This window comes from uncultured Cyclobacterium sp. (genome assembly GCF_963976465.1).
Taxonomy (GTDB): Bacteria; Bacteroidota; Bacteroidia; order Cytophagales; family Cyclobacteriaceae; genus Cyclobacterium.
In genome coordinates this window covers 1-20,492 of the sequence record NZ_CAXBOC010000023.1, presented here as the reverse complement: position 1 = coordinate 20,492, position 20,492 = coordinate 1, and the positions used below count along the sequence as shown (strand labels likewise).

Genomic DNA, 20,492 nt, shown 5'->3' with positions numbered 1-20,492 from the left:
GGAAATTGAAAAACTTCAAAAATCATCAGTCAGTATAACAGAAATGAAACAACAAGACAACAGGAATTAAAAAATCCCACAATATGTCAGAATGAATAAATAATAGTCAGTTTAAAAGTATTCATTAAGGTTTTGGAAAAATATTAAATTAACCCAAACAAAGGTTAATTGTTACAGTTGGCTATCTCAAAACCTTATTCATTAACTCTTCTCCAATTTGCGTGAAATTTATTATAAATCCAAACCTTTAAGTGTAAAAATTCAATTAAAAAAATAGGTATTATTACATAAAAAATTTTTGTTTTCATTATCAATAGTAAATGTATAATTAAACTAATTCAGTCCAATTCATTTTATACTAATAGCCCATATTTGCAGGTATTGAGAGGGACGATAAGCTATTGTATTGATCTCATTAAAATTTAGCTTGGATCATTCCCTTCCATGTATTGTTCCTATACAATCTCAGCCTTCGGTAATTTAAAAGGTGATTCATTTTTTTCAAAGATTTCGGAAAGGGTTGACGATGGAATAATTAGCACTTAATTGCGTGCAAATACTTGTCCCTAACCGGAAAAGCTTTCCTATCTATGCAAAAAAATAACTAGCTTTGGTTATTGAAGGCTATCTTTCAACCTGAAATGACTATGATCCGGCCCATATTGGGTCAATAGACAATTAGGCATTTGCCTATCATGCAAGTTCTGTTTTCAGGCAAAATCAGCCCAATAACTTGGAAACTTTCACTGAATATTCTTATTTCGGTTGCCTGAAATGTTATTATTGCTTATTTAAACAAAGATGAAAAATATACTGGTCCTGATGGCACACCCCAAATTGGAGCATTCAAGAGTTATTGCAAACCTTTTGGATGCTATTAGTGGTTTGGACAATGTTCAAATCACCGATTTATATGAGCGCTATCCGGATTTTAATATAGATGTTCAGCATGAACAGGAAGCCCTTTTTGGGGCCGATATCATCATATGGATGCATCCCTTGTATTGGTATGCTGCTCCGCCTCTTTTGAAACAATGGATGGATTTGGTCTTGGAATACAACTGGGCCTATGGACACAATGGTATCTACCTCAAGGGAAAATACCTATTCAATGCCATTAGTACGGGAGGCTCTCCGGATGCTTACAGTGAAAAAGGTCATCATGGTTATCCTTTAAAAGAATTCTTATTGCCTTATAAGCAAACAGCAAGCCTCTGCAACATGATTTATTTGCCTCCCTTTCATGTAGCTGGAACCCATAATATAAGCGTACACAATTTGCAAAAAGAAGCCAACGACTTTAAATCCCTTATCCTGCATCTTAGGGATAAGAAAGAGCTAGAAAGTTTAATGAAGCTTAACTTTTTAAACGACTTCAACCAATAGCATCATGGAAAACGGGTTTTTATTTCAGGCCATCATTTACCTTTCTGCCGCAGTAATATGTGTTCCTTTAGCCAAAAAAATTGGAATGGGCTCTGTTTTGGGCTATTTGCTAGCAGGCATAATCATCGGCCCTTATATTTTCGGCTTTATTGGGGAGGAAGGAGAAGACATCATGCACTTTGCAGAATTTGGAGTGGTCATGATGTTATTTCTTATTGGCTTGGAACTTGAGCCTTCCAAACTATGGAAAATGAGGCAGATGATTACCAAGGTAGGGCTTTCACAGGTTTTGTTAACCACCTTAATCTTTTTTGGCTTCCTCTATTTTATAGGTACCGGGTGGAGACAATCCCTTGCTATAAGTACTTCCCTTGCCCTTTCCTCAACAGCCATTACCTTGCAGTCGCTCAAAGAAAAAGATCAAATGAATACTGCTGCAGGAAGAAATTCTTTTGCGGTGCTATTGATGCAAGACATTGCGGTAATTCCAATTCTAGCCATATTGCCTTTAATCGCCTTGGCTGCCAGCTCAGACGTGGACATGGAACATATGAGCCTTATTTCCCAGTTTCCAGGTTGGCTGCAAACGATATTGGTCTTCGGTGCGGTCATATTAATAGTGGTAGCAGGACGCTATGTAATAAGCCCCATGCTAAGTTTGGTGGCAAAAACCAGGTTAAGAGAGCTTTTTGTAGGTGGAGCCTTGCTGGTGGTATTTGGCATTGCTTTCCTTATGGAGATGGTAGGCTTGAGCCCTGCCTTGGGCACTTTTCTAGGTGGCGTGGTATTGGCCAATTCACAATTTAAGCATGAACTGGAAAGCGACCTGGAACCATTCAAGGGCTTATTACTAGGATTGTTTTTTATCGCAGTCGGTGCCTCCATTAACTTTGGATTGATCAGCGAAAATGCATTGATGGTTTTTGCCATTGCCCTTTCTGTTTTGTTGATAAAAAGTCTAGTTCTCTTTGGGATTGGCAAGGTGAATAAAATTAGCACAGATCAAAACCTAATATTTGCTTTAGGTCTAAGCCAAGTCGGTGAGTTTGCCTTCGTCACCTTCTCCTTTGCCACCGAATTACATATCATGAATGCAAAAACAACAGAGATTTTTATGGCTGTGACTGCCATAAGCATGACTTTTACTCCGCTGTTATTATTGCTCAATGAACGGCTTCTCCTCCCCTATATTGGCACCAAAGAGAAAGACGATAAGCCTCATGATGAAATGGAAGAATCCAACAAGGTAATTCTTGCAGGTTTTTCTAACTATGGCAGTACAGTGGGAAGATTTTTAAGGGCGAATGGAATAAAAGCTACCATTCTGGACAACGACTCTGACCGAGTTGACCTGCTGAGGAAAATGGGATTTGAGGTATATTATGGAGATGTTACGCGGGTAGACCTACTGGAAATGGCCGGGGCCGGGGAGGCAAATATTCTTATTTCTGCCATCAGAAATCCTGAAACCAATTACCACTTGGTTTCATTGGTCAAAAAGCATTTTCCAAACTTGGAACTGATGGTGCGAGCAAAAGACAAACTGGAAGCCATTGAATTAAAAGATCTAGAGGTTTCCCACGTTTACATACAAAATTTGGAAAGTGCGGTAAAATTAGGGAAAGATGTACTGGTAAAACTAGGTTTTAGAGCGCATACAGTGCATGTATTAGGCCAAAATTTCATTAAATATGATGAAGACTCTTTGGAGGAACTGGTTAAGGTAAAACATGACAAAAACACCCTTATCTCCAAAATGAAAAAGTCCATAGAAATGCAGGAAAACCTCGTTTCCTTTGAGCTAAAGCGACGCTTCAGCATTAACGATCATGCTTGGGATGCTGAAAGCCAGAAGGAAGCTACGGAAAAAAATAAGGAGTAATTCTAAGATAGCCTAGCATTTTTGTGCGTACTCAACCAGAGGACGAACTGATCCAAGTTGAGAGAAGGATAAAATGTAAATGAAAATATTGAAAGTTTTCAATTTTTATTAGCCTTAACCCATAATTTCTCAGTTGATCGTATAAGCCAGGTATAAAAATTTACCTAAAGCCCATTATTAAAACTAATACCCTAGTATTAGAATTTAACCAATAATTCAATAGTTCAAAAGAATGGTTTCTCAAATAAGCATTCGCTAATAATAAAATAACAGATGAGTAAATTATGATGAATTTTAGTTGTCTCGATCTTCAAAGTTTTCCTCATCTTTGATATTGATTCGCCTAATCATCAGGAAAATGAATATAACTAAAATGACGCCCCAAAACCCACTGAATGCCCATAATCAGTTTAAAAAACGGTTCCATTTCAGGTAAACTTTACAGCTGTTCCATAGGCTAAGATTTCTGATGCTCCTTCCATTACCATATAGGTAGTAAGCCTAACGCTCACAATTGCATCTGCACCAAGGATCTGTGCATCATGAACCATTCTTTGCATAGCCTGCTCCCTTGAATGGGCTTGTAATTTGGTGTATTCTTCAATTTCCCCTCAAATTATGGTTTTCAGTCCTGCAAAAATATCTCGGCCAATATTTCGGGATCTTACAGTACTTCCTCTGGCTATACCTAAAATTTCGACTATTTCTTTTCCCGGTATGGTGTCTGTTGTGGTAATAATTATTTTATTCATTTTCTATATTGTATTTTGGATCTTCAATATTAACTTTAATTATAAACTTCGATTAAGCGGCTACCTGTATTTTCTAATATTTACATTTTTCCCTAAAATGTCCTTCTTTTGACTGTTTACTTATGCAGTTGGGAAATAAGCTAACCTAACAACAGCAGTTAAGGTCGTATGCAAGTATAATCTCTTATAATGAATCAATTGAACGCTATCGCAATAGAAAAAAAATGCATACATATCATTTTCAACTTAATTCACCAATTTAAATTTAAAAGGTAAATTTATCCAAACTTTTACAGGTTGCCCTGCTTTCATTGCAGGAGTAAACCGAAGGTTTTTTACCTCAAGATCAACCGAGTTACTCAGTAAAGGGTGTGCATTTGTGACAATCTTATGCTTTAAATATTCGCCATTTTGCCCAACGAGGATTCTGACAACTACACTGCCTTCAATTCCTGCTTCTTTGGCTTTGGAAGGGTAGCCAATAGCCTGATAAATCTCGCCTAAATTTAATGGTTTTGGATCTTCATCCACCAAAACAACAGCGTTTATTGTAGGATCTGCGTCTGTTGAATCTTTCGCTATTTTCTTTTCCAATAGTGCATTTGTATTTAGCGTATCCTCAATAGAAGTGGCCTTATTAATTGTATCTGAAAGCACAGGACGCTTTTCATTCGACTCGGTATGCTCACTTTTATCAGGATTTGAGGAACAAGATGAAATTATCAGCCCTTGTAGAAAGACCATTAAAAAAAGAGAAGTTTTCATTCGCAGAACTATTATTTTAACTGTTCAATTATTAAAAATATAGTCCCTGACTTTCAACAACTAATTTATAAGCCAATTTAACCAAATCTTCTATAATTCTATGACTTATCGATCAATAGCAAGAAAAATTTAATGTTAATGCATTGTCTAGCGTCTAAATCTTAATTGCTCATTTACATAGAAAAAAGTCAAAGTGCCGGTTAACTGATAGCAAGTCAAAAATCGAGATACCCATAAAATCTCCCAACTGAGATTGTGGGATTTTATGGGAAGGAAAAGAAAGCAGGCACTTGATGGGCCTCATCAAAATAGCATATTTAATAAAATGATGCATTAAATTTTATATTGCGGCATTGAAAGTTATGCTAAAAAAGATTCTAGCTAATTTTCCTTTCGCTAAAGCTCAAAATATGCTTGAATAATCAGTCATTAGTAAGCCTTAAAAGACAATAACTGTTTTGAGTTATATGCATTAGCCCCCGTATATTTTTTTTCTAATTTCATCCCAGGTAATCAATTGAATGTTTTGCTCTTTGAGTTTTGATTTGACCTCCTCATTGGTAAAAAAGTCAAAGTCTATCTGTCTCCATTCCGAACCAAAATTGGGATGATTTATGGTTATTCCTTTCATCTCATCATCGTCAAAAGCAGGATGAATTAAAATCAAGTTTAACCCTCCCTCCAACTTGTCTAAAACAGTAGCATAAAAACCTGCTAGTTCTCCTTTTTCAAAATACTTGAAATCTCCCATATGCACATTATCGACAAATAGCTCTTCTTCATAACTAGACAGCTTCACTTCTAGGCCTACCATTTCAAAAAGCTGCTTACTAAGTACCAGGGGTAATTTGTATTTTTTCCCGATTCTGCGATAGGCATCTAAAAATTCAGGCTTGGCGCCGACACTATACATATGGGAATCAATATGGGTAGGTTTGATTCCAAATTTCAGGGCTCTTTCAATTTGGGCGGTTAGTTCTTTCTCAACGTGTTCAACTGTGGCATTTTGGGCTAGCTTGTCCCTCTTCTTAAAGAAAAAGCCGTTTTCATCGACTAAACTTGGAACTTCAGAAACAGGCAGCACCGGGCCAAACCGATATTTTTCCCATTCACAGGTCAAGGACAGGTGAACCCCATTGTCATATTGGGGATTATTTTTGGCAAAAATAGCCATTTCATAAAACCATGGACAAGGTACCATGATACTGTACGAATTTACAACCCCTCTTTGTAGAGATTGAATGGTTGCTCTGTTTTCAGCATGTGCAAGCCCTGCATCATCTGCATGGATTATCAAAAGCTTGGTGCTTTCTGAAAAACCTAATTTTTGTGCTGCATTCATTTTAAATAAATTCTGTAGGGTTAATGTTTCAATAAATTAAAAAGGAAAGTTACCGTAGGTATACTGCTCAGCCTTGAGACCACACGACTGCAAGCAGGTGATGACTTATCTGCTGAGGTTTACTATTGGTGATTGCCTCTTCTTAGCATTGGTTATTGGGTAAGCTTAAATGTGATTGGCTACAAGTGAAATTTTATCTCTTTCAATTAAAAATGAATAATTGTGCCAAAATAGCCAAAATCTGTACCTAAACCATAAGAAATCCTTTAAAAGGAGCTTATAAAATGCCAAAGATGAACTAGTAAATATTTAGAAAAGTAAATGAATAAAACAAAATGAATTAGAACTGACATCCTCTTTTTTTCTGCTCTACCGGAATAAAATAAAGATAGCTTAAAGATGAATAATATGCTTATTTCTTTCTATGCTAGGACAGCCTATTATTGCAAAGAAGATAGGATCAAATTTAAAAAAACAAGGCAATAAATGTGCTGATCCTGCTACGCATACAGCCATTTATTGCCTTAAGATCGGTATTTTTTTTCTTTGGGTTTACACTAATTATTCGGCATTTTCAGGATTGTAATTCACCATCCAATTGATTCCAAACTTATCAGTAAAACTACCAAAATAATCTCCCCAAAACTGATCCTCCATGGGCATTTCAATTTCTCCTCCATCGGATAGTCCATTAAAGAGCCGATCTGCTGCTTCTCTGCTTTCCGGATGTAGGGAAATATAATTTGTGTTTCCTTTTTTAAGGGTTTGTCCCATGGAAGGCATGATATCAGAAGCCATAAGAATAATATCTTTGCCGATGGGCAGAGAAATATGCATTACCCGGTTTTGCTCTTCTTTGGGCAATTTCTCAGCACCGGGAGCCTCGCTCATTTTCATCAAGGCACTAAATTCACCACCAAAAACAGATTTATAGAAGTTAAATGCTTCTTCAGCATCTCCGTCAAAATTTAAATAAGGATTGATTTTCATGATGTAGTATATTTAAATTAGTTAAATTAAAGAAGCACTTTTATTTCAATGAATGCAAGCCATCCCTATCCCCTTCATTATCAATTAACAGAAAGGTAAAACAATGCTTATCAATTTATATTTTTAATAATAAATTACAAACCCAGCTTTATTTAAACACTCTTTTCTAATACAATTTTCTCTTGCAAAATAAAATGGTAGCTCTGTTTACTAATGCTTTAACTCCAAACATTTCCCTTAAAGCTCCTTTCAAAGTTAGCTGAATAGTTTTATATTAAAGAAGGTAGAATCCGTCAATCTAAGGGGTTGATTGCGACACAATCTTTATTTACCTTTCTTTAAGTAATTAGGGCCGGCATCAATTATTTTAATAAAAGAAAAGATGAAACACGTATCAATCCTTATTCCCAGAGGCCACACAAGCATGGTAAATATTAGTGGAAGCCACCAAATGCTAAATTGGGTAAACGAATTTTTTATTAAAAGTGGAAGAAAGCCACTCTTCACCATTCAATTAGTAGGGCTTGAAAAACAAACCGAACAAAGTCACGGACTTTTCATCGTCAAACCTGAAATATTGATTGACCAAGTCAGTAAATCTGACCTTATCATTATACCTGCAATTCATGGTGATTTTAATCAAAACCTAAAAATAAACACTCCATTTCTTCCCTGGATCATCAATCAACATAAAAATGGTGCGGAGGTGGTCAGCCTTTGTGTGGCTTCATTTTTTCTGGCAGAAACAGGACTTTTGGATGGCAGGCAATGCTCGACACACTGGCAGTTTGCCAATGAATTTCGAAAACGTTATCCCAAAGCAATGCTAAAAGATGACAAAATATTGACTGAGGCCGATGGTATTTACACCAGTGGTGGGGCTTATTCCTTTACCAATCTTATATTGTATCTCATAGAAAAATTTGCCGGTAGAGATACAGCTGTAGCCGCAGCCAAAGGATTTATGATTGATATTGATCGCAGCAGTCAATCTCCCTTTATGGTTTTTTCAGGACAAAAATCACATCAAGACAGGGAGGTATTGAAGGCACAGGAACATATAGAGAAACATTTTAATGAGAAATTAGCCATAGACAAGCTCTGCAATGAATTGGCCATTAGCAGGAGAACATTTGAAAGACGGTTTAAAAAAGCTACCGCAAATACCATTGTAGAATACTACCAAAGGGTGAAGGTGGAAGCTGCAAAAAGAGCATTGGAAACAGGTAGAAAAAACATCAATGAAGTCATGTATGAGGTAGGATACAATGACCCCAAAGCTTTCCGAGATGTTTTTCGAAAAATCACCGACATGACCCCATTAAATTATATGAATAAGTATAGTAAAGAAGTTATTTAATATGTAGTCCATCAATAACCTCAGTCTAATTAGGTTGGGCTTTACTTTTTCCTTATTATATTCAATCAAATTAATGTACTTATGTCCTTACCATTGAAAAACCTTGGCTTTATTTTTTGCTTGCTTTCCATGATTAATTTCAACGCAGGAGCCCAAGTGAGTTGGGAGCAAGAAAGTGAAATTTTAACCGGAGCAGATCAAACAGAAAAATACCTGCCGTATTTAGAAGGAAAAAAAGTAGCCATTATGGCCAACCCTACAAGCATTATTGGGGAGAGGCACTTGGTAGACAGTCTTCAGTCCCTCGGTGTGGAAATCGTTAAAGTTTTTGGCCCTGAGCATGGCTTCCGAGGCAATGTGGGAGCAGGCGTTCATGTAAAGGATGAAATAGACAGTAAAACAGGAATTCCAATCGTTTCACTATATGGCTCAAAGAGAAAGCCTTCCAAGGAGGATTTAAGCGAGGTTGACCTTTTGATATACGATTTGCAGGATGTTGGCTGTAGGTTTTACACCAATATCAATGCGCTGGCACGGCTTATGGAAGCCTGCCAAGAGCATGATTTAGAATTGCTTATCCTTGACCGGCCAAACCCTAATGGATATTTGATAGACGGTCCGGTTTTAGACATGAAGTACAAATCCGGAATAGGACAGTTCCCCTTGCCTATGTCGCATGGTTTAACTGTGGCTGAATTTGCCCTGATGGCGAATGGTGAAGGCTGGCTCAAAGACAAGGTGCAATGCAAATTGAAAATTATTCCTGTGGTCAACTATGCCCATGCCATGCCCTACACCCTACCGGTATCCCCCTCTCCCAACCTAAACACTCAGCAGGCCGTACTTCTGTATCCATCTACTTGTATGTTTGAGGGCACATATATCAACCATGGAAGGGGCACTTATTTCCCTTTTACTGTTTTCGGAAGTCCCGCCTACAAAGGAATTTATTCCTTTTCCTATATCCCAAAGAGCATCACAGGCATGTCAAAAAGTCCATTGTTTATGGATCAAGAATGTTTTGGTCTAGATCTACGTGATTACAACACGGATTTATTGCGAGAAACCGGACAAATAAATTTAAAATGGATCATGGAACTCTATAAAAACAGTCCTGAAAAAGAAAAGTTTTTTGATGGAAGTCTCAGCAATCAAATGAATAATATTGAGATCCAAATCGGCTCAGGGCTTTTTAGGCAACAAATCATTGAAGGAGTCCCTGAAAGTGAAATTAGAGCAAGTTGGGAACCGGGTTTATCAAACTATAAATCAATGAGAAAGCAATACTTGCTGTATCCCTAAAGTATTGATCAATAAATAAGCCTCTTCCCAAATGCCAAGATGGCACTGATATTGATAAAGAAATATTGAAAGTAAGGAAGTTACTTATTTTTAAGAATTAAGGTTATATTAAATTTTATATTAAAATTTTGGATCATGAAAATTGATTGGTTAAAAACACTTCTTTTTAGTGCTGCCGTGATTGTCGCAGGTTTTTTTATTGGAAATATGCACAAGATAGGCAAGCAATACGATAGGTCAGTTCAAGTTAAGGGCTTGTCTGAAAGGGAAGTAGACGCAGACCTAGCCGTTTGGCCCATCAATATTTCATTAACTGCCAATGATTTAAATATCCTAAGCGGAGATATAGAGAAACAAAACAAGGAAGTCTACGATTTCTTTATTGCTCAAGGTTTTACTGAGGATGAATTGACAAAGGGAAGTACCAACATTAGTGATCTTAAGGCAGATAGATACAATGCCAATGCTCAATATAGCGCATTTCGGTACCTGGCCAAATCAGAGTTAACAGTCAGAACAAATGACTTGGCAAAACTCCAAAAAGCCCTTTCTGAATCCTTGACCCTTATGTCTAAAGGGATACTGTTGGAATCAAAAAATACCTGGAGACCCATAGAATATATTTTCACAGGCCTCAATGACCTTAAACCCTCAATGATAGAGGAAGCAACAAAAAACGCTAGAGAAGTGGCTGAAAAATTTGCCCGTGATTCAGATGCCAGTGTAGGTAAGATCAGAACGGCCAGACAAGGCTTATTTACCATCAATGACCGGGATGAGAATACACCTCAAATTAAAACCGTAAGGGTAGTTACCACCATTGATTTCCAATTAGAAGACTAGACTTCGGCTATTTTCTCAAGAATTTTATAGGTGATCAAATAGGCCGGTCTCACACCGTCCATTCCTAATGCCCCTGAAGCCAAGGTGCTACCTGTTTCCAATGGGTTGTCGGAAGCATAATAGGCGTACATCACTTTGACATTCTTTCTAATGCTATTTCTAATTTTACTGGCGGATTGAATGGCTTTTTGGTAATGGGCACCTTCCATTTCCAAGCCTGCAGCATTCCAGGAAGACTCCATAAAATACCCCAATACCTCCTTGTTTTGAAGGGATGTTCCCAATACGGTGATCATTGGCCCATCATAAACACCAAGCCCGTAGCCTTCGAAATCGCTGGGACTCAATTCATTTTTGAACGGATAATTATCAGCTGTTCCTTCAAACACATGGGCATTTGGGATCATAATGTCGCCCTTCTTCCCTTCAAGAATCCCGGCTTTACCCATAATAGAAGTACTGATAATATTCAATGGAATCTTCTTCTCACCCAGTTCATAGGGCTTCAACAATTCATCAAAACATTCATAGGCTTGCTCTCCAAAGGCATAATCCATCACTATCAACACCAGCTTCTTCTTTTTATCCTGAGGAAGTTTTACTCCAGGAATTAGCGCTTGAGACACCATTTTATCGGTATCAATAATTTGGACACCAATGTTGGTACCGGAGGAATCAGGCAATTGAGCTAAACCGTGTTTTAGGGCATAGGCCAAGACCTCTTTGCCCTTATTTCCCTTACCATTGACACTTATTTTTAAAGCCATTTCCTCAATGGTTTCATAATTTTCCAATTCAAAGGCTTGGTAACCATAAATGGTATTGAGCACACTGTGTAAATTGGCGCTGATCACATGTATGGGTCTTTCCAATAAATCCTGTTCTTCTAAAACGGCCTTGATACTGTCAGCCCAGGATTCACCATAAACATGGTGCCCTACTCTTTCTCTCAAGGTGGCAGAAAAGGAAATTTCTCTATCACGGTCTTCTATCATTTCTTCCATGGATAACCTTCCCATATGGTATATGATAGAAAAAAGACTATTGCTATTTTGTGAGTTACCAAACTTCTGAACGGCGCCCTTGGTCTCTTCAAATGTCCTGCCGGTGATATGGCTAAGGTAAGAACAGGCAGCTTCCTTATTGTACTCCTCACCCTTTATCTCTTTCTCTACGACCTCCTTAAGTTTTCTCCAATTAAGGTTTATTCTTCCTTTAGGGTCAGTACTGTTTTTTCGGATTTTTTCTGACTCGATGTACAAAAATGTTAGGTGAGTAAGGATGTCATAAATATCACTTTTACCTCGTGTCATCTCCACGTACATCTGCTCTTCATCCACTCTGTAACAATTCCGCTTCCTCTTGGATGGCACCAATGGTAAGAATCCTGAATCTTCGTAACCCTCCCTACTAATTAACCGAATATATCGGCATTCCTCAATTCCTTGAGGAAGACGTTCCATAACATATAACAAACCTTCTAATTCAAGCTTCTCAGGGTCATTGACCAAACCATAGATTTCCGGGCTGAGGGTGAGCAAAGCATCCACTAAAGACTCCCCTGAAACTCCTGTTGGTTTGTAATTGCCACGCATAAAAAGATGTCGCATGGTGATGTACAAACGTTCAATGGCTGCTCTGGATTCCTGCGCTTTGGTTCTTTTCATATTGTCATGATTTAAAAATTAGGTAAAACTACAAAATTATACGCTGCTTCAATAATAGCAGTGTACGATTTGATCAAATATAACCTTTTCCTAATCTGAGTAAAACAATGTGGACCCTACAATCTACCGAAAGAAATAGGCTTAATTTATAGCCTAAAGGTATTGCTACCCAGCTTGATTTTATTGTCTTCTTCCAATACGCTTTTGCTAAGGCTTTTACCTTCATCTGCTAAGGCAATACAACCCTTTTCATGCAACCAATTGACTGCTTTGTATTCTTCATCCAGGAAACTTTGCCAGTCGGTAGGATAAATCCATTTCAATACTTCGGTGGGACAAAAAGCATTGCCCTTTTTTCTTTTGGCCATTTCCATGGTGGCCTGTACCAATATTCCTTTATCAAGATAGTCCATACTAAAAAAGTTTTGTTTGTCCATTACCTATAAATTGACTGAAATCAAAAGCAGGCATTTTTGAGCCTTTGGGGAGATACTTTCTAATGGAAAGTTGCATTAGGTCTGAAATTGTTTTGGCCAGAACCCCATCTCCTTTAAGCCTCCTTCCCCAAGCAGTATCATTGGGATTCCCACCATGCAAGGCTTCTATTTGATGCATTACTTTTTCTGCTCGATCAGGAAAATGTTCCAATAACCAGTTGTGAAACAAATCTTTTACTTGACCATTCAACCTCACAACGGTATACCCCACTTTCATGGCACCTGCCTCGGCTGCAGATTTAATTATTTCCGGAATAGCCTCCGTATTGATCCCGGGAATGATTGGAGCAACCATTATGCCAATAGGGATCCCTGCTTTAGAAAATTTTCGAGTGATTTCAATTTTTTTTGCGGCTATAGCGGTTCTGGGTTCTAAAAGCAGTTTTAAACCTTTATCTAGATGATTAATAGAGAAGTAGACATGCACAAGGTTTTTGCTTGCTAACTTTTTCAGCAGTTCAAAATCTCTTTCTATAAGGCTATTTTTTGTTATTATGCTTACCGGGTGATTATAGGACAAGCATGTTTCTAGGATTTTTTTGGTAAGCTGGAATTTATTTTCAGCAGGCTGGTAACAATCTGTATTTCCGGAAAGCATGATCGCTTGTGCCTGGTAATTTGGCTTTTCAAATTGTTTTTTCAGTTGCGCAATGATATCGGTCTTTACCAATATTTTTGTTTCAAAACCTAAACCGGCGTCGTATCCCCAATATTGATGCGAATTTCTTGCATAGCAGTAGATACAACCATGTTCACACCCTTGATAAGGATTGATAGAGTAATTTAATGGCAAATCAGGACTGTCATTGACACTTAAGGCTGATTTACTATTGATAGATATAAACTTTGTTCTTGGGTTTTCCTCATATTTAGGGATGTCAATCCCTTCTATATGTTCCTGAACAAGTTCGTTTTTTTCATAAGTATTACCCGGCTGTTGGCCCGTACCTCTTCCCTTAAAATTCGCTCCTTTCATCAGAAGCAATTTATAAAATTAAGTGGAAAAAACCTTATCAGCTGTTACAGACCATTATAAAAGCCGGAGGAAAATTCTTTAGGGTAAAGGCTGTTTTTATGGTGCTAAAATGACTAGCAAATTGGAACCGCAAAAGGTAGGAATAGCAAATTTGGATAAAATAACCGCTTGGCTTAAGCATCAGGCTACTTTTCTCGTAAATGGCCGTTCTGGCTTCTTTGGAAATAAGGCTAAAAGGCAAGGAAGATAAGATCAAATCAACAGGCTCTCCTTTCAGGTGTTTGTCCATATTTTCTGCAGAATCACAGATAATTACCACGTTGTCTGAAGCAAATTCTTTTTTAAGGTTTTCACAAAAATGCTCACTTATCTCAAATACATACAGGGTGGCATCCTTGTCCATCCTTTCAATGATTCCTTTAGTTATACTACCATCTCCTCCGCCAAGTTCTACAATGACCTTTGCACCTTTAAACTCGGCAAAAGACAACATTTTATTCACAAGGGACTTTGAACTAAATGTTACTGCGCCAGTAGTTTTAATATTGACAAACAACTCTTTAAAAAGCGAACTTTTACTCATTAGTTAATTGAATTAAACCAGGGTTTAGCTTTAAAACCTTCTGCAACTGAATTTTATAAATATTTAATTACCATCACAAATTTCAAAGTTACTAAAATCAACTTCATATAATTCATTTTTAATCAAAAAAAGAAAAATTCATTTTGATTAACTGTCACTTCTGAAAGAAATGCTATTCTCTACCTGAAGCCAATTTTTAACTAATATCTATTCTTAAATTGAGTTTAAAAGCTTAATTTTAGCTTTTAGTTCAGTACAAATTCTTAGAAATGAAGTCAAAAAAACAACTCATTTTGCCCTATTTTACTGCCATTCTTATATGTATGCTTGTGAATTTAAGGCAATCACAGGCTCAGAGTGACAATAATGGTGACAGGAGGGTAACGACAAGTTATTTTCTATCAGGGGCAACAGTAATCCCCTCACCGGGTAAAATACTTAGCGATTATGACATTCTTTTTAAGAATGGTATTATTGTAAAAGTTGGAAAAAACCTCCAGGCCCCCTCTGATGCAAAAGAGATCAATGGTAAGTCCTTGTTTGTATATCCCGGATTTATAGATTTTGGCAATAAATCAGGAGTCAAAGCACCTGAGCTTCCCGAGAAGCCCGGTAATTTTGACTCTTCCAATCCAAATCCTGAAATCGCCGGTATTCACCCTCATTTTTCTGCAGCAAAAAATTATAAGTTTGATGAAAATCTTGAAGAAGAATGGAGAAAGCTTGGGTTTACAATAGGACAAAAGCTTCCTATGGGACAGGGAATGTTACCCGGGTCAACGGCAGTTGTTGTTTATGGAGATGCAGGCAATAACAATTTGCTTACAACCATGCAATCCCAATTTTTTCAATTTAGCACCATTAGAGGGCTTTATCCCCATACCAAACTTGCCGTAATGGCAAAGTGGCGTGACTTGTACCAAAATACATTGCTATATGAGGAAAGCCTAAAATTATATGAGGAAAACAAACAAATTGGAAGAGTGAAAATTGACCCTGTTCTCAACGCCCTCCTTCCTGTCCCCCAAGGCAAGCAGCCTTTATTGGTCTCCGTAAAAAGTGAATTGGATTTAAGAAGAGCCGTAAAAATGCAGGATGAAAACAATTTCGAGCTTATTTTACTTGGAATAAATGAAGGGGATTCAGCGATCCCTTTACTAAAATCCAAAGAAATAGGAGTTGTTTTAAGCTTGGATCTTCCTAAAGATAATTTTACAGATTCACTGCCTAAAGCAAAACAAGGAAAAGATTACGAGGCCCTTATCAAACGAGGAATAGAAGCCTACAAAGATGCATTAAGCTTAGCATCAAAGTATGAAAAAGCCGATATCCCCTTTGCATTCAGCAGTCTTGGCGTAGATAAGAAAGACTTATTTAAAAACCTTAGATTAATGATTGAAAACGGGCTATCAAAAGAGGCTGCACTGGCTGCATTGACCAGCAATCCCGCCAAACTTTTAGGAATAGAAGAAATCAGTGGGAGCATTTCTCCCGGCAAAATGGCCAATATGGTAGTGATGACCGACAGTCTTTTTTCCAAGGAAGCCATGGTAAAAATGATCATTAGTGATGGTTACCTATTTGATTACAGTGAAGGTGCTAAATTGACTGATGGAAAAAACCAAATCTGGAACTACACTGCTGAAACACCGGTGGGGCAATCTAAAGGAACATGGGAATTTGTTCAAAATGATGACAAATGGGAAGGAACAGTTTCTTATGACAGTCCTAAAGGAACCGGAATAAAAACCTCAGAAATGAAGGACTTGGTGAAGACCGAAGATACTTTGTCATTTTCATTTTCAATAGAAACCAACGAGGAAGTCTTGGAGGTAACGGTATCCGGAGATATGGATCAAAATAATTTTGAAGGCAAGATGAATATCAAAGGCTATAATCAGTTTACTGTTAAAGCTTCAAAAAAAGATAAACCGAATAAAATCCATGAATAAGACATTACTACTACTGGCTGGTTTGTTAATTTGGTTGGGTACCCAAGGCTTCGCTCAGGAAAATTCTGCTGCAGACGTATTGATAAAAAACACCCATGTCATTACCATAACCAATGGCACACTGGAAAATACAGATGTACTCATTCAAGATGGGATAATTAAAGAAATCGGAGCCAATCTAAAAGCCAAAAAAAATATTCCGATTGTGGATGCTGCAGGACAATATTTGATGCCGGGGATAATAGACGCACATTCCCACCTGGCACTTGAGATCGTCAATGAAGCCAGTAGCCCCATCACATCAGAAGTTCAAATGAGGGATGTGATCGACCCATTCGATATCTCTATATACAGGGCTTTGGCAGGCGGAACCACCATTTCCCATGCCATGCATGGATCTGCCAACGTAATCGGAGGACAAAATGTAACGCTAAAGCACCGCTATGGTACAGCTGATCCCGGGAAACTGATTATGGAAGAAGCTCCGCGAACCATTAAATTTGCACTTGGTGAAAACCCCACTAGGGTTCATGGAATAGGCAAGAACCTACAACCCAGGTCCAGAATGGGCGTAGAGGCTGTCATCCGCAACGGCTTTGAAGAAGCCCTGCAATACAAGAGAGTTTGGGCAAACTGGGAAAAAGACAAGCAAGACAAAAAGACAATATCCACTCCACCAAAGTATAATTCCAGACTGCAAACGCTTGTGGACATTTTGGAAGGTGAAATTATTATTCATTGTCACTCCTATAGGGCAGATGAAATTTATATGCTAATCCAGGTTTGCCAGGATTATGGCATAGACAATATTGTCTTTTCACATGTTAATGAGGGATTTAAGGTGGCTCCGGAATTAGCAAAACACACCATGGGAGCTTCTGTATTTTCGGATTGGTGGGCATATAAGTTTGAGGTGTATTATTCCACTGCTTACAATGCAGCCATACTTACCAAAAACGGTGTGGTTACCTCCATTAACTCAGACTCAGATGAGCTTATTCGTCACCTCTATCATGAGGCAGCAAAAACCCAGCGATATGGAGGACTCTCTGATGAAGAGGCCTTGGCCTTAATTACCATTAACCCTGCCAAACAATTAGGCATCGACCAATTTGTAGGATCCATTGAAGTAGGAAAGCAAGCTGATTTGGTATTGTTTGACAAGCATCCACTTTCCATATATGCCATACCACAGATGACTTGGGTAGATGGTGTCAAATTTTTCGATAGGGCAACTGATGAAGCCGACCAAAGGCTAAAGATCAACGTAAAAAGATCCCCGGATCCATTTCGTTTAAGTACAGGCACACACAACTGCATGCAGGATGTTGACATGTTGTTCACTGAAAATCAAGACTTTTAATTGCTTACAATGAAGAGACTGCTCAATTTCCTTTGCAAAAATAGAATTTCTATGAAAGAGTTTAAGTTGTTTTTAGGACTCTGTTTTTTGTTCCTAAACTATAGTCTGATGGCCCAGATTGAAGGCGAAGTTATCAAACCTTTCAAGGCTAATTTCTTGCTAACTAACGCAACAATCTATACCGTTACAAACGGGGTATTGGAAGATCATGACTTATTGATAGAAAATGGACTAATTAAAGCCATTGGAAGAGATCTTCCAGAACAAAATCATACCATTATTGACTGTACAGGCAAATTCATTTATCCCGGTTTTATTGATGGAGGCACCAGCTTGGGAATAGTGGAAATTAACTCTTTACAGGAAACCCAAGATTATATGGAATTGGGAAAAGTGACACCACAAATGCAAGCCCTTACTGCGGTAAACCCTAATGGGGTAGCCATACCTGTTACCCGTGTGAGTGGAGTCACTACAGTACTAACCCAACCCAGAGGGGGCTATTTCCCCGGCACAGCAGCACTTATCAATCTAAATGGTTATACCCCTGAACAAATGTACGGAGGTTTTAAGGGGGTAAATATGAATTTCCCCTCAACCGCAAGATCAGGAAGCTATGACAACCGTTCCTTATCAGATTTGGACAAGGCTGCAAAAGAATCCCTAGAGGAAATTGACGCGCTTTGGGAAAAAGCAGCCACTTACCTTTCTATCAAAAAGAAAGGTGGAGAATTGGAATATTACCCCGAAATGGAGCAACTTTCTAAGGTATTGGCTAAAGAGTTGCCCTTACTTATTGAGGTCAATGCTGCCCAAGATATCCTTTCTTCTCTTGCTTGGGCTAAGGAGAAACAGATAACACCTATCCTAACAGGCGTTGCTGAAGGGTGGAAAGTAGCAGATAAAATTGCTGCTGCCGGAATCCCGGTCATTACAGGCCCGGTCTTGACCTTGCCAACCCGAAATTCAGACAATTATGATGCACCTTATAATAACCCTGCACTACTCCAAAAAGCAGGAGTTAAAGTAGCACTACGGACAATGGATGCCGAAAATGTTAGAAACTTGCCTTTCCACGCCGGTTTTGCAGCTGCCTATGGAATGGGTTCTGAAGAGGCATTGAAGTCCATTACTATAAATCCCGCAGAAATGTTTTGTTTAAGTGAGCAAATGGGTTCACTTGAGGAAGGAAAAAATGCCACGCTTTTTATTGCGGATGGAGACCCCTTTGAACCCAAAACTCAAATTCAACAAGTATTTATTAAGGGCTATAGAATACCTATGACCAATAGACATATTCGGCTTTATCAAGAATTCTTGAATAGGGAAATGCAACCTTAAATTAGGGACTCTTCCTTATTATTTTATTTTATACTTTCTCCAATCAATAGAGAATAATAGCGTATTTAGCCATGAAATACACATTTTACATTTATTTATTCTTGCTGGCTACATTCATTGCTTGCAAAAGTGAAGACAGGAAAACAGAAGTTGACAATACAATTGCCGAAGTAAAAGAAGATTTTGCTCCGGATAAACGCGTAGCCCTATTTGATGTGCAATGGAAAGATGGCAAATTAATAGGAGAGACTAATTTACCCGAAGCCCACGATGCTTTGCTCGCAAAGTTAGCTGCTAATGATATTGAATTTAGTGATTCCATACAGCTACTTCCTGCCGCTGAACTGGGTTCCAAGCATTTGGCTTTGGTAACCAATTCCGTAGCCAATATAAGAAGTGCACCCAAACATTCTGCAGAACTTGCTACCCAAGCCCTGATGGGCACTCCCTTAAATGTGTTTAAATCCTATGGGAGCTGGTATTTGGTACAAACGCCTGATGACTATATATCGTGGGTAGATGCTGCAGCCATTGTATTGGTGGATCAACCAACCCTGAATAAATGGTTTGAAAAAGAAAAAGTGGTAGTCACAGAAATGATTAGCAGTATCTATAGCGATGATAATTTTGAGGACATAGTAAGTGATGTCACTGCAGGAAATGTGCTGGAAGTAAATGGTTATCAAAATGGAAATTATTTGGTGACTCTTCCCGACCAAAGGACGGGAGTTATTCAAGGAGACCATGCCATCAGCTACGAGGTTTGGAAAAATAGCAGAAACACCAGTGACTCAAACCTTATACAAACTGCACAAAAAATGATGGGATCACCCTACCTATGGGGTGGAACTTCCCCAAAAGGAATTGATTGCAGTGGTTTCACTAAGACCATCTACTTTCTTAATGGCATGGTCATTCCTAGAGATGCTTCACAACAGATTAACGAAGGTGAGTTGATAGATGAGGACAAAAATTGGGAAAATTTACAAGTGGGTGATTTATTGTTTTTTGGTGTTCCCGCTACAGATACTACCAGAGAACGTGTGGTCCATGTAGGTATGTGGATAGGTGATGGGAAATTCATTCATTCAAGAGGAAGAGTTAGAATCAGTAGTTTTGACCCTGAAGATGAGCTTTTCGATGCTGCTGAACTTAAGAGATATTTACGAACCAAACGTATCAGAAACCAACCAAGTGAGAATATTCTGACTGTTGAACAGGTGCTACAATAATTTAAACATGAAGAAATTACTTTTAATTTATTTATTTCTAGGGTTGACTTTTAACCTGCAAGCTCAAAGTCGCCTGGACGGTTTTTCAGAAAGTGAAAGCAAAACTCAGACTGACTTAGAGGATTTGTTTTTAAAAAAGGTGGATTTCCCAAGCTTTAAAAACCACCTCAAAACCATTACCGCCAACCCACACACCGCTGGTTCTAAAGCCAATGAAGAGGTAAGGGATTACCTTATCAATGTAATGGCAAAAGCCAAC

General features: G+C 38.2%; 16 protein-coding genes and 2 pseudogenes. 10 read left to right on the top strand and 8 right to left on the bottom strand.

Annotation, left to right across the window (positions count from 1 at the left end):
- Nucleotides 1-801 precede the first annotated feature (801 nt).
- Together AAC037_RS02605 and AAC037_RS02600 are read left to right on the top strand one after the other, a co-directional pair.
- Nucleotides 802-1,386: an NAD(P)H-dependent oxidoreductase gene (locus AAC037_RS02605; protein WP_339901420.1), complete on the top strand. Its 585-nt coding sequence runs from the start codon at nt 802-804 to the stop codon at nt 1,384-1,386.
- A 4-nt stretch (nt 1,387-1,390) separates the two neighbouring features.
- The gene (locus AAC037_RS02600; protein ID WP_339901418.1) at nt 1,391-3,268 is read left to right on the top strand and encodes a monovalent cation:proton antiporter-2 (CPA2) family protein; all 1,878 of its coding nucleotides are present in this window, start codon (nt 1,391-1,393) and stop codon (nt 3,266-3,268) included.
- A 428-nt stretch (nt 3,269-3,696) separates the two neighbouring features.
- On the opposite strand, the pseudogene AAC037_RS02595 reads toward AAC037_RS02600, so the two are convergent.
- The 4 genes and pseudogenes from AAC037_RS02595 to AAC037_RS02580 all read right to left on the bottom strand — a co-directional run bounded on the left by AAC037_RS02595 (nt 3,697) and on the right by AAC037_RS02580 (nt 7,117).
- Nucleotides 3,697-4,020: pseudogene (locus AAC037_RS02595) on the bottom strand (YbjQ family protein).
- 246 nt (nt 4,021-4,266) lie between these two features.
- Complete coding sequence (locus AAC037_RS02590; protein WP_339901417.1) at nt 4,267-4,785, bottom strand: energy transducer TonB; 519 nt, start codon at nt 4,783-4,785, stop codon at nt 4,267-4,269.
- A 472-nt stretch (nt 4,786-5,257) separates the two neighbouring features.
- Nucleotides 5,258-6,127, bottom strand: a complete 870-nt coding sequence (locus AAC037_RS02585; protein ID WP_339901415.1) for a polysaccharide deacetylase family protein — start codon at nt 6,125-6,127, stop codon at nt 5,258-5,260.
- Between the two features lie 561 nt (nt 6,128-6,688).
- Nucleotides 6,689-7,117, bottom strand: a complete 429-nt coding sequence (locus AAC037_RS02580) for a VOC family protein (RefSeq protein WP_339901413.1) — start codon at nt 7,115-7,117, stop codon at nt 6,689-6,691.
- A 382-nt stretch (nt 7,118-7,499) separates the two neighbouring features.
- Between AAC037_RS02580 and AAC037_RS02575 the strand changes: the two genes are divergently transcribed.
- The 3 genes from AAC037_RS02575 (at nt 7,500) to AAC037_RS02565 (ending at nt 10,622) form a co-directional block, all read left to right on the top strand.
- Complete coding sequence (locus AAC037_RS02575) at nt 7,500-8,477, top strand: helix-turn-helix domain-containing protein (RefSeq protein WP_339901412.1); 978 nt, start codon at nt 7,500-7,502, stop codon at nt 8,475-8,477.
- Between the two features lie 129 nt (nt 8,478-8,606).
- On the top strand, nt 8,607-9,779 hold the full coding sequence (locus AAC037_RS02570; protein WP_339901422.1) for a DUF1343 domain-containing protein: 1,173 nt from the start codon (nt 8,607-8,609) through the stop codon (nt 9,777-9,779).
- A 135-nt stretch (nt 9,780-9,914) separates the two neighbouring features.
- Nucleotides 9,915-10,622 (top strand): SIMPL domain-containing protein, encoded by a 708-nt coding sequence (locus AAC037_RS02565; RefSeq protein WP_339901411.1) that lies wholly within the window; start codon nt 9,915-9,917, stop codon nt 10,620-10,622.
- Here the strand turns inward: AAC037_RS02565 and AAC037_RS02560 are convergent.
- The 4 genes from AAC037_RS02560 to AAC037_RS02545 all read right to left on the bottom strand — a co-directional run bounded on the left by AAC037_RS02560 (nt 10,619) and on the right by AAC037_RS02545 (nt 14,345).
- The gene (locus AAC037_RS02560; protein WP_339901410.1) at nt 10,619-12,289 is read right to left on the bottom strand and encodes a hypothetical protein; all 1,671 of its coding nucleotides are present in this window, start codon (nt 12,287-12,289) and stop codon (nt 10,619-10,621) included. The genes AAC037_RS02565 and AAC037_RS02560 overlap by 4 nt on opposite strands.
- 146 nt (nt 12,290-12,435) lie before the next feature.
- The gene (locus AAC037_RS02555) at nt 12,436-12,702 is read right to left on the bottom strand and encodes a hypothetical protein (RefSeq protein WP_339901408.1); all 267 of its coding nucleotides are present in this window, start codon (nt 12,700-12,702) and stop codon (nt 12,436-12,438) included.
- Between the two features lies 1 nt (nt 12,703).
- Nucleotides 12,704-13,762 carry a PA0069 family radical SAM protein gene (locus AAC037_RS02550; protein ID WP_339901406.1) on the bottom strand — a complete coding sequence of 353 codons (1,059 nt, stop codon included), beginning with the start codon at nt 13,760-13,762 and terminating at the stop codon, nt 12,704-12,706.
- A 37-nt stretch (nt 13,763-13,799) separates the two neighbouring features.
- Nucleotides 13,800-14,345 (bottom strand): methyltransferase domain-containing protein, encoded by a 546-nt coding sequence (locus tag AAC037_RS02545; RefSeq protein WP_339901404.1) that lies wholly within the window; start codon nt 14,343-14,345, stop codon nt 13,800-13,802.
- Between the two features lie 269 nt (nt 14,346-14,614).
- On the opposite strand from AAC037_RS02545, the gene AAC037_RS02540 reads away from it, so the two are divergent.
- From AAC037_RS02540 to AAC037_RS02520, 5 genes and pseudogenes are all read left to right on the top strand, one after another.
- The gene (locus AAC037_RS02540; protein WP_339901402.1) at nt 14,615-16,297 is read left to right on the top strand and encodes an amidohydrolase family protein; all 1,683 of its coding nucleotides are present in this window, start codon (nt 14,615-14,617) and stop codon (nt 16,295-16,297) included.
- Nucleotides 16,290-17,660: an amidohydrolase family protein gene (locus tag AAC037_RS02535; protein WP_339901400.1), complete on the top strand. Its 1,371-nt coding sequence runs from the start codon at nt 16,290-16,292 to the stop codon at nt 17,658-17,660. The genes AAC037_RS02540 and AAC037_RS02535 overlap by 8 nt, the downstream gene beginning before the upstream one ends.
- A gap of 51 nt (nt 17,661-17,711) precedes the next feature.
- Nucleotides 17,712-19,001 (top strand): amidohydrolase family protein, encoded by a 1,290-nt coding sequence (locus AAC037_RS02530; protein WP_339901398.1) that lies wholly within the window; start codon nt 17,712-17,714, stop codon nt 18,999-19,001.
- Nucleotides 19,002-19,072: 71 nt separating this feature from the next.
- Nucleotides 19,073-20,233 carry a C40 family peptidase gene (locus tag AAC037_RS02525; protein WP_339901396.1) on the top strand — a complete coding sequence of 387 codons (1,161 nt, stop codon included), beginning with the start codon at nt 19,073-19,075 and terminating at the stop codon, nt 20,231-20,233.
- A gap of 7 nt (nt 20,234-20,240) precedes the next feature.
- Nucleotides 20,241-20,492, top strand: a pseudogene (locus AAC037_RS02520) (glutamate carboxypeptidase); the annotation flags it as partial.

Bases quoted from the DNA above. Each gene is read 5' to 3' on its own strand.
- AAC037_RS02525 (WP_339901396.1), top strand. From the start codon at position 19,073: ATGAAATACACATTTTACATTTATTTATTCTTGCTGGCTACATTCATT.
- AAC037_RS02600 (WP_339901418.1), top strand. From the start codon at position 1,391: ATGGAAAACGGGTTTTTATTTCAGGCCATCATTTACCTTTCTGCCGCA.
- AAC037_RS02560 (WP_339901410.1), bottom strand. From the start codon at position 12,289: ATGAAAAGAACCAAAGCGCAGGAATCCAGAGCAGCCATTGAACGTTTG.
- AAC037_RS02535 (WP_339901400.1), top strand. From the start codon at position 16,290: ATGAATAAGACATTACTACTACTGGCTGGTTTGTTAATTTGGTTGGGT.
- AAC037_RS02590 (WP_339901417.1), bottom strand. From the start codon at position 4,785: ATGAAAACTTCTCTTTTTTTAATGGTCTTTCTACAAGGGCTGATAATT.
- AAC037_RS02540 (WP_339901402.1), top strand. From the start codon at position 14,615: ATGAAGTCAAAAAAACAACTCATTTTGCCCTATTTTACTGCCATTCTT.
- AAC037_RS02555 (WP_339901408.1), bottom strand. From the start codon at position 12,702: ATGGACTATCTTGATAAAGGAATATTGGTACAGGCCACCATGGAAATG.
- AAC037_RS02575 (WP_339901412.1), top strand. From the start codon at position 7,500: ATGAAACACGTATCAATCCTTATTCCCAGAGGCCACACAAGCATGGTA.
- AAC037_RS02565 (WP_339901411.1), top strand. From the start codon at position 9,915: ATGAAAATTGATTGGTTAAAAACACTTCTTTTTAGTGCTGCCGTGATT.
- AAC037_RS02570 (WP_339901422.1), top strand. From the start codon at position 8,607: ATGATTAATTTCAACGCAGGAGCCCAAGTGAGTTGGGAGCAAGAAAGT.
- AAC037_RS02580 (WP_339901413.1), bottom strand. From the start codon at position 7,117: ATGAAAATCAATCCTTATTTAAATTTTGACGGAGATGCTGAAGAAGCA.
- AAC037_RS02550 (WP_339901406.1), bottom strand. From the start codon at position 13,762: ATGAAAGGAGCGAATTTTAAGGGAAGAGGTACGGGCCAACAGCCGGGT.
- AAC037_RS02605 (WP_339901420.1), top strand. From the start codon at position 802: ATGAAAAATATACTGGTCCTGATGGCACACCCCAAATTGGAGCATTCA.
- AAC037_RS02530 (WP_339901398.1), top strand. From the start codon at position 17,712: ATGAAAGAGTTTAAGTTGTTTTTAGGACTCTGTTTTTTGTTCCTAAAC.
- AAC037_RS02585 (WP_339901415.1), bottom strand. From the start codon at position 6,127: ATGAATGCAGCACAAAAATTAGGTTTTTCAGAAAGCACCAAGCTTTTG.
- AAC037_RS02545 (WP_339901404.1), bottom strand. From the start codon at position 14,345: ATGAGTAAAAGTTCGCTTTTTAAAGAGTTGTTTGTCAATATTAAAACT.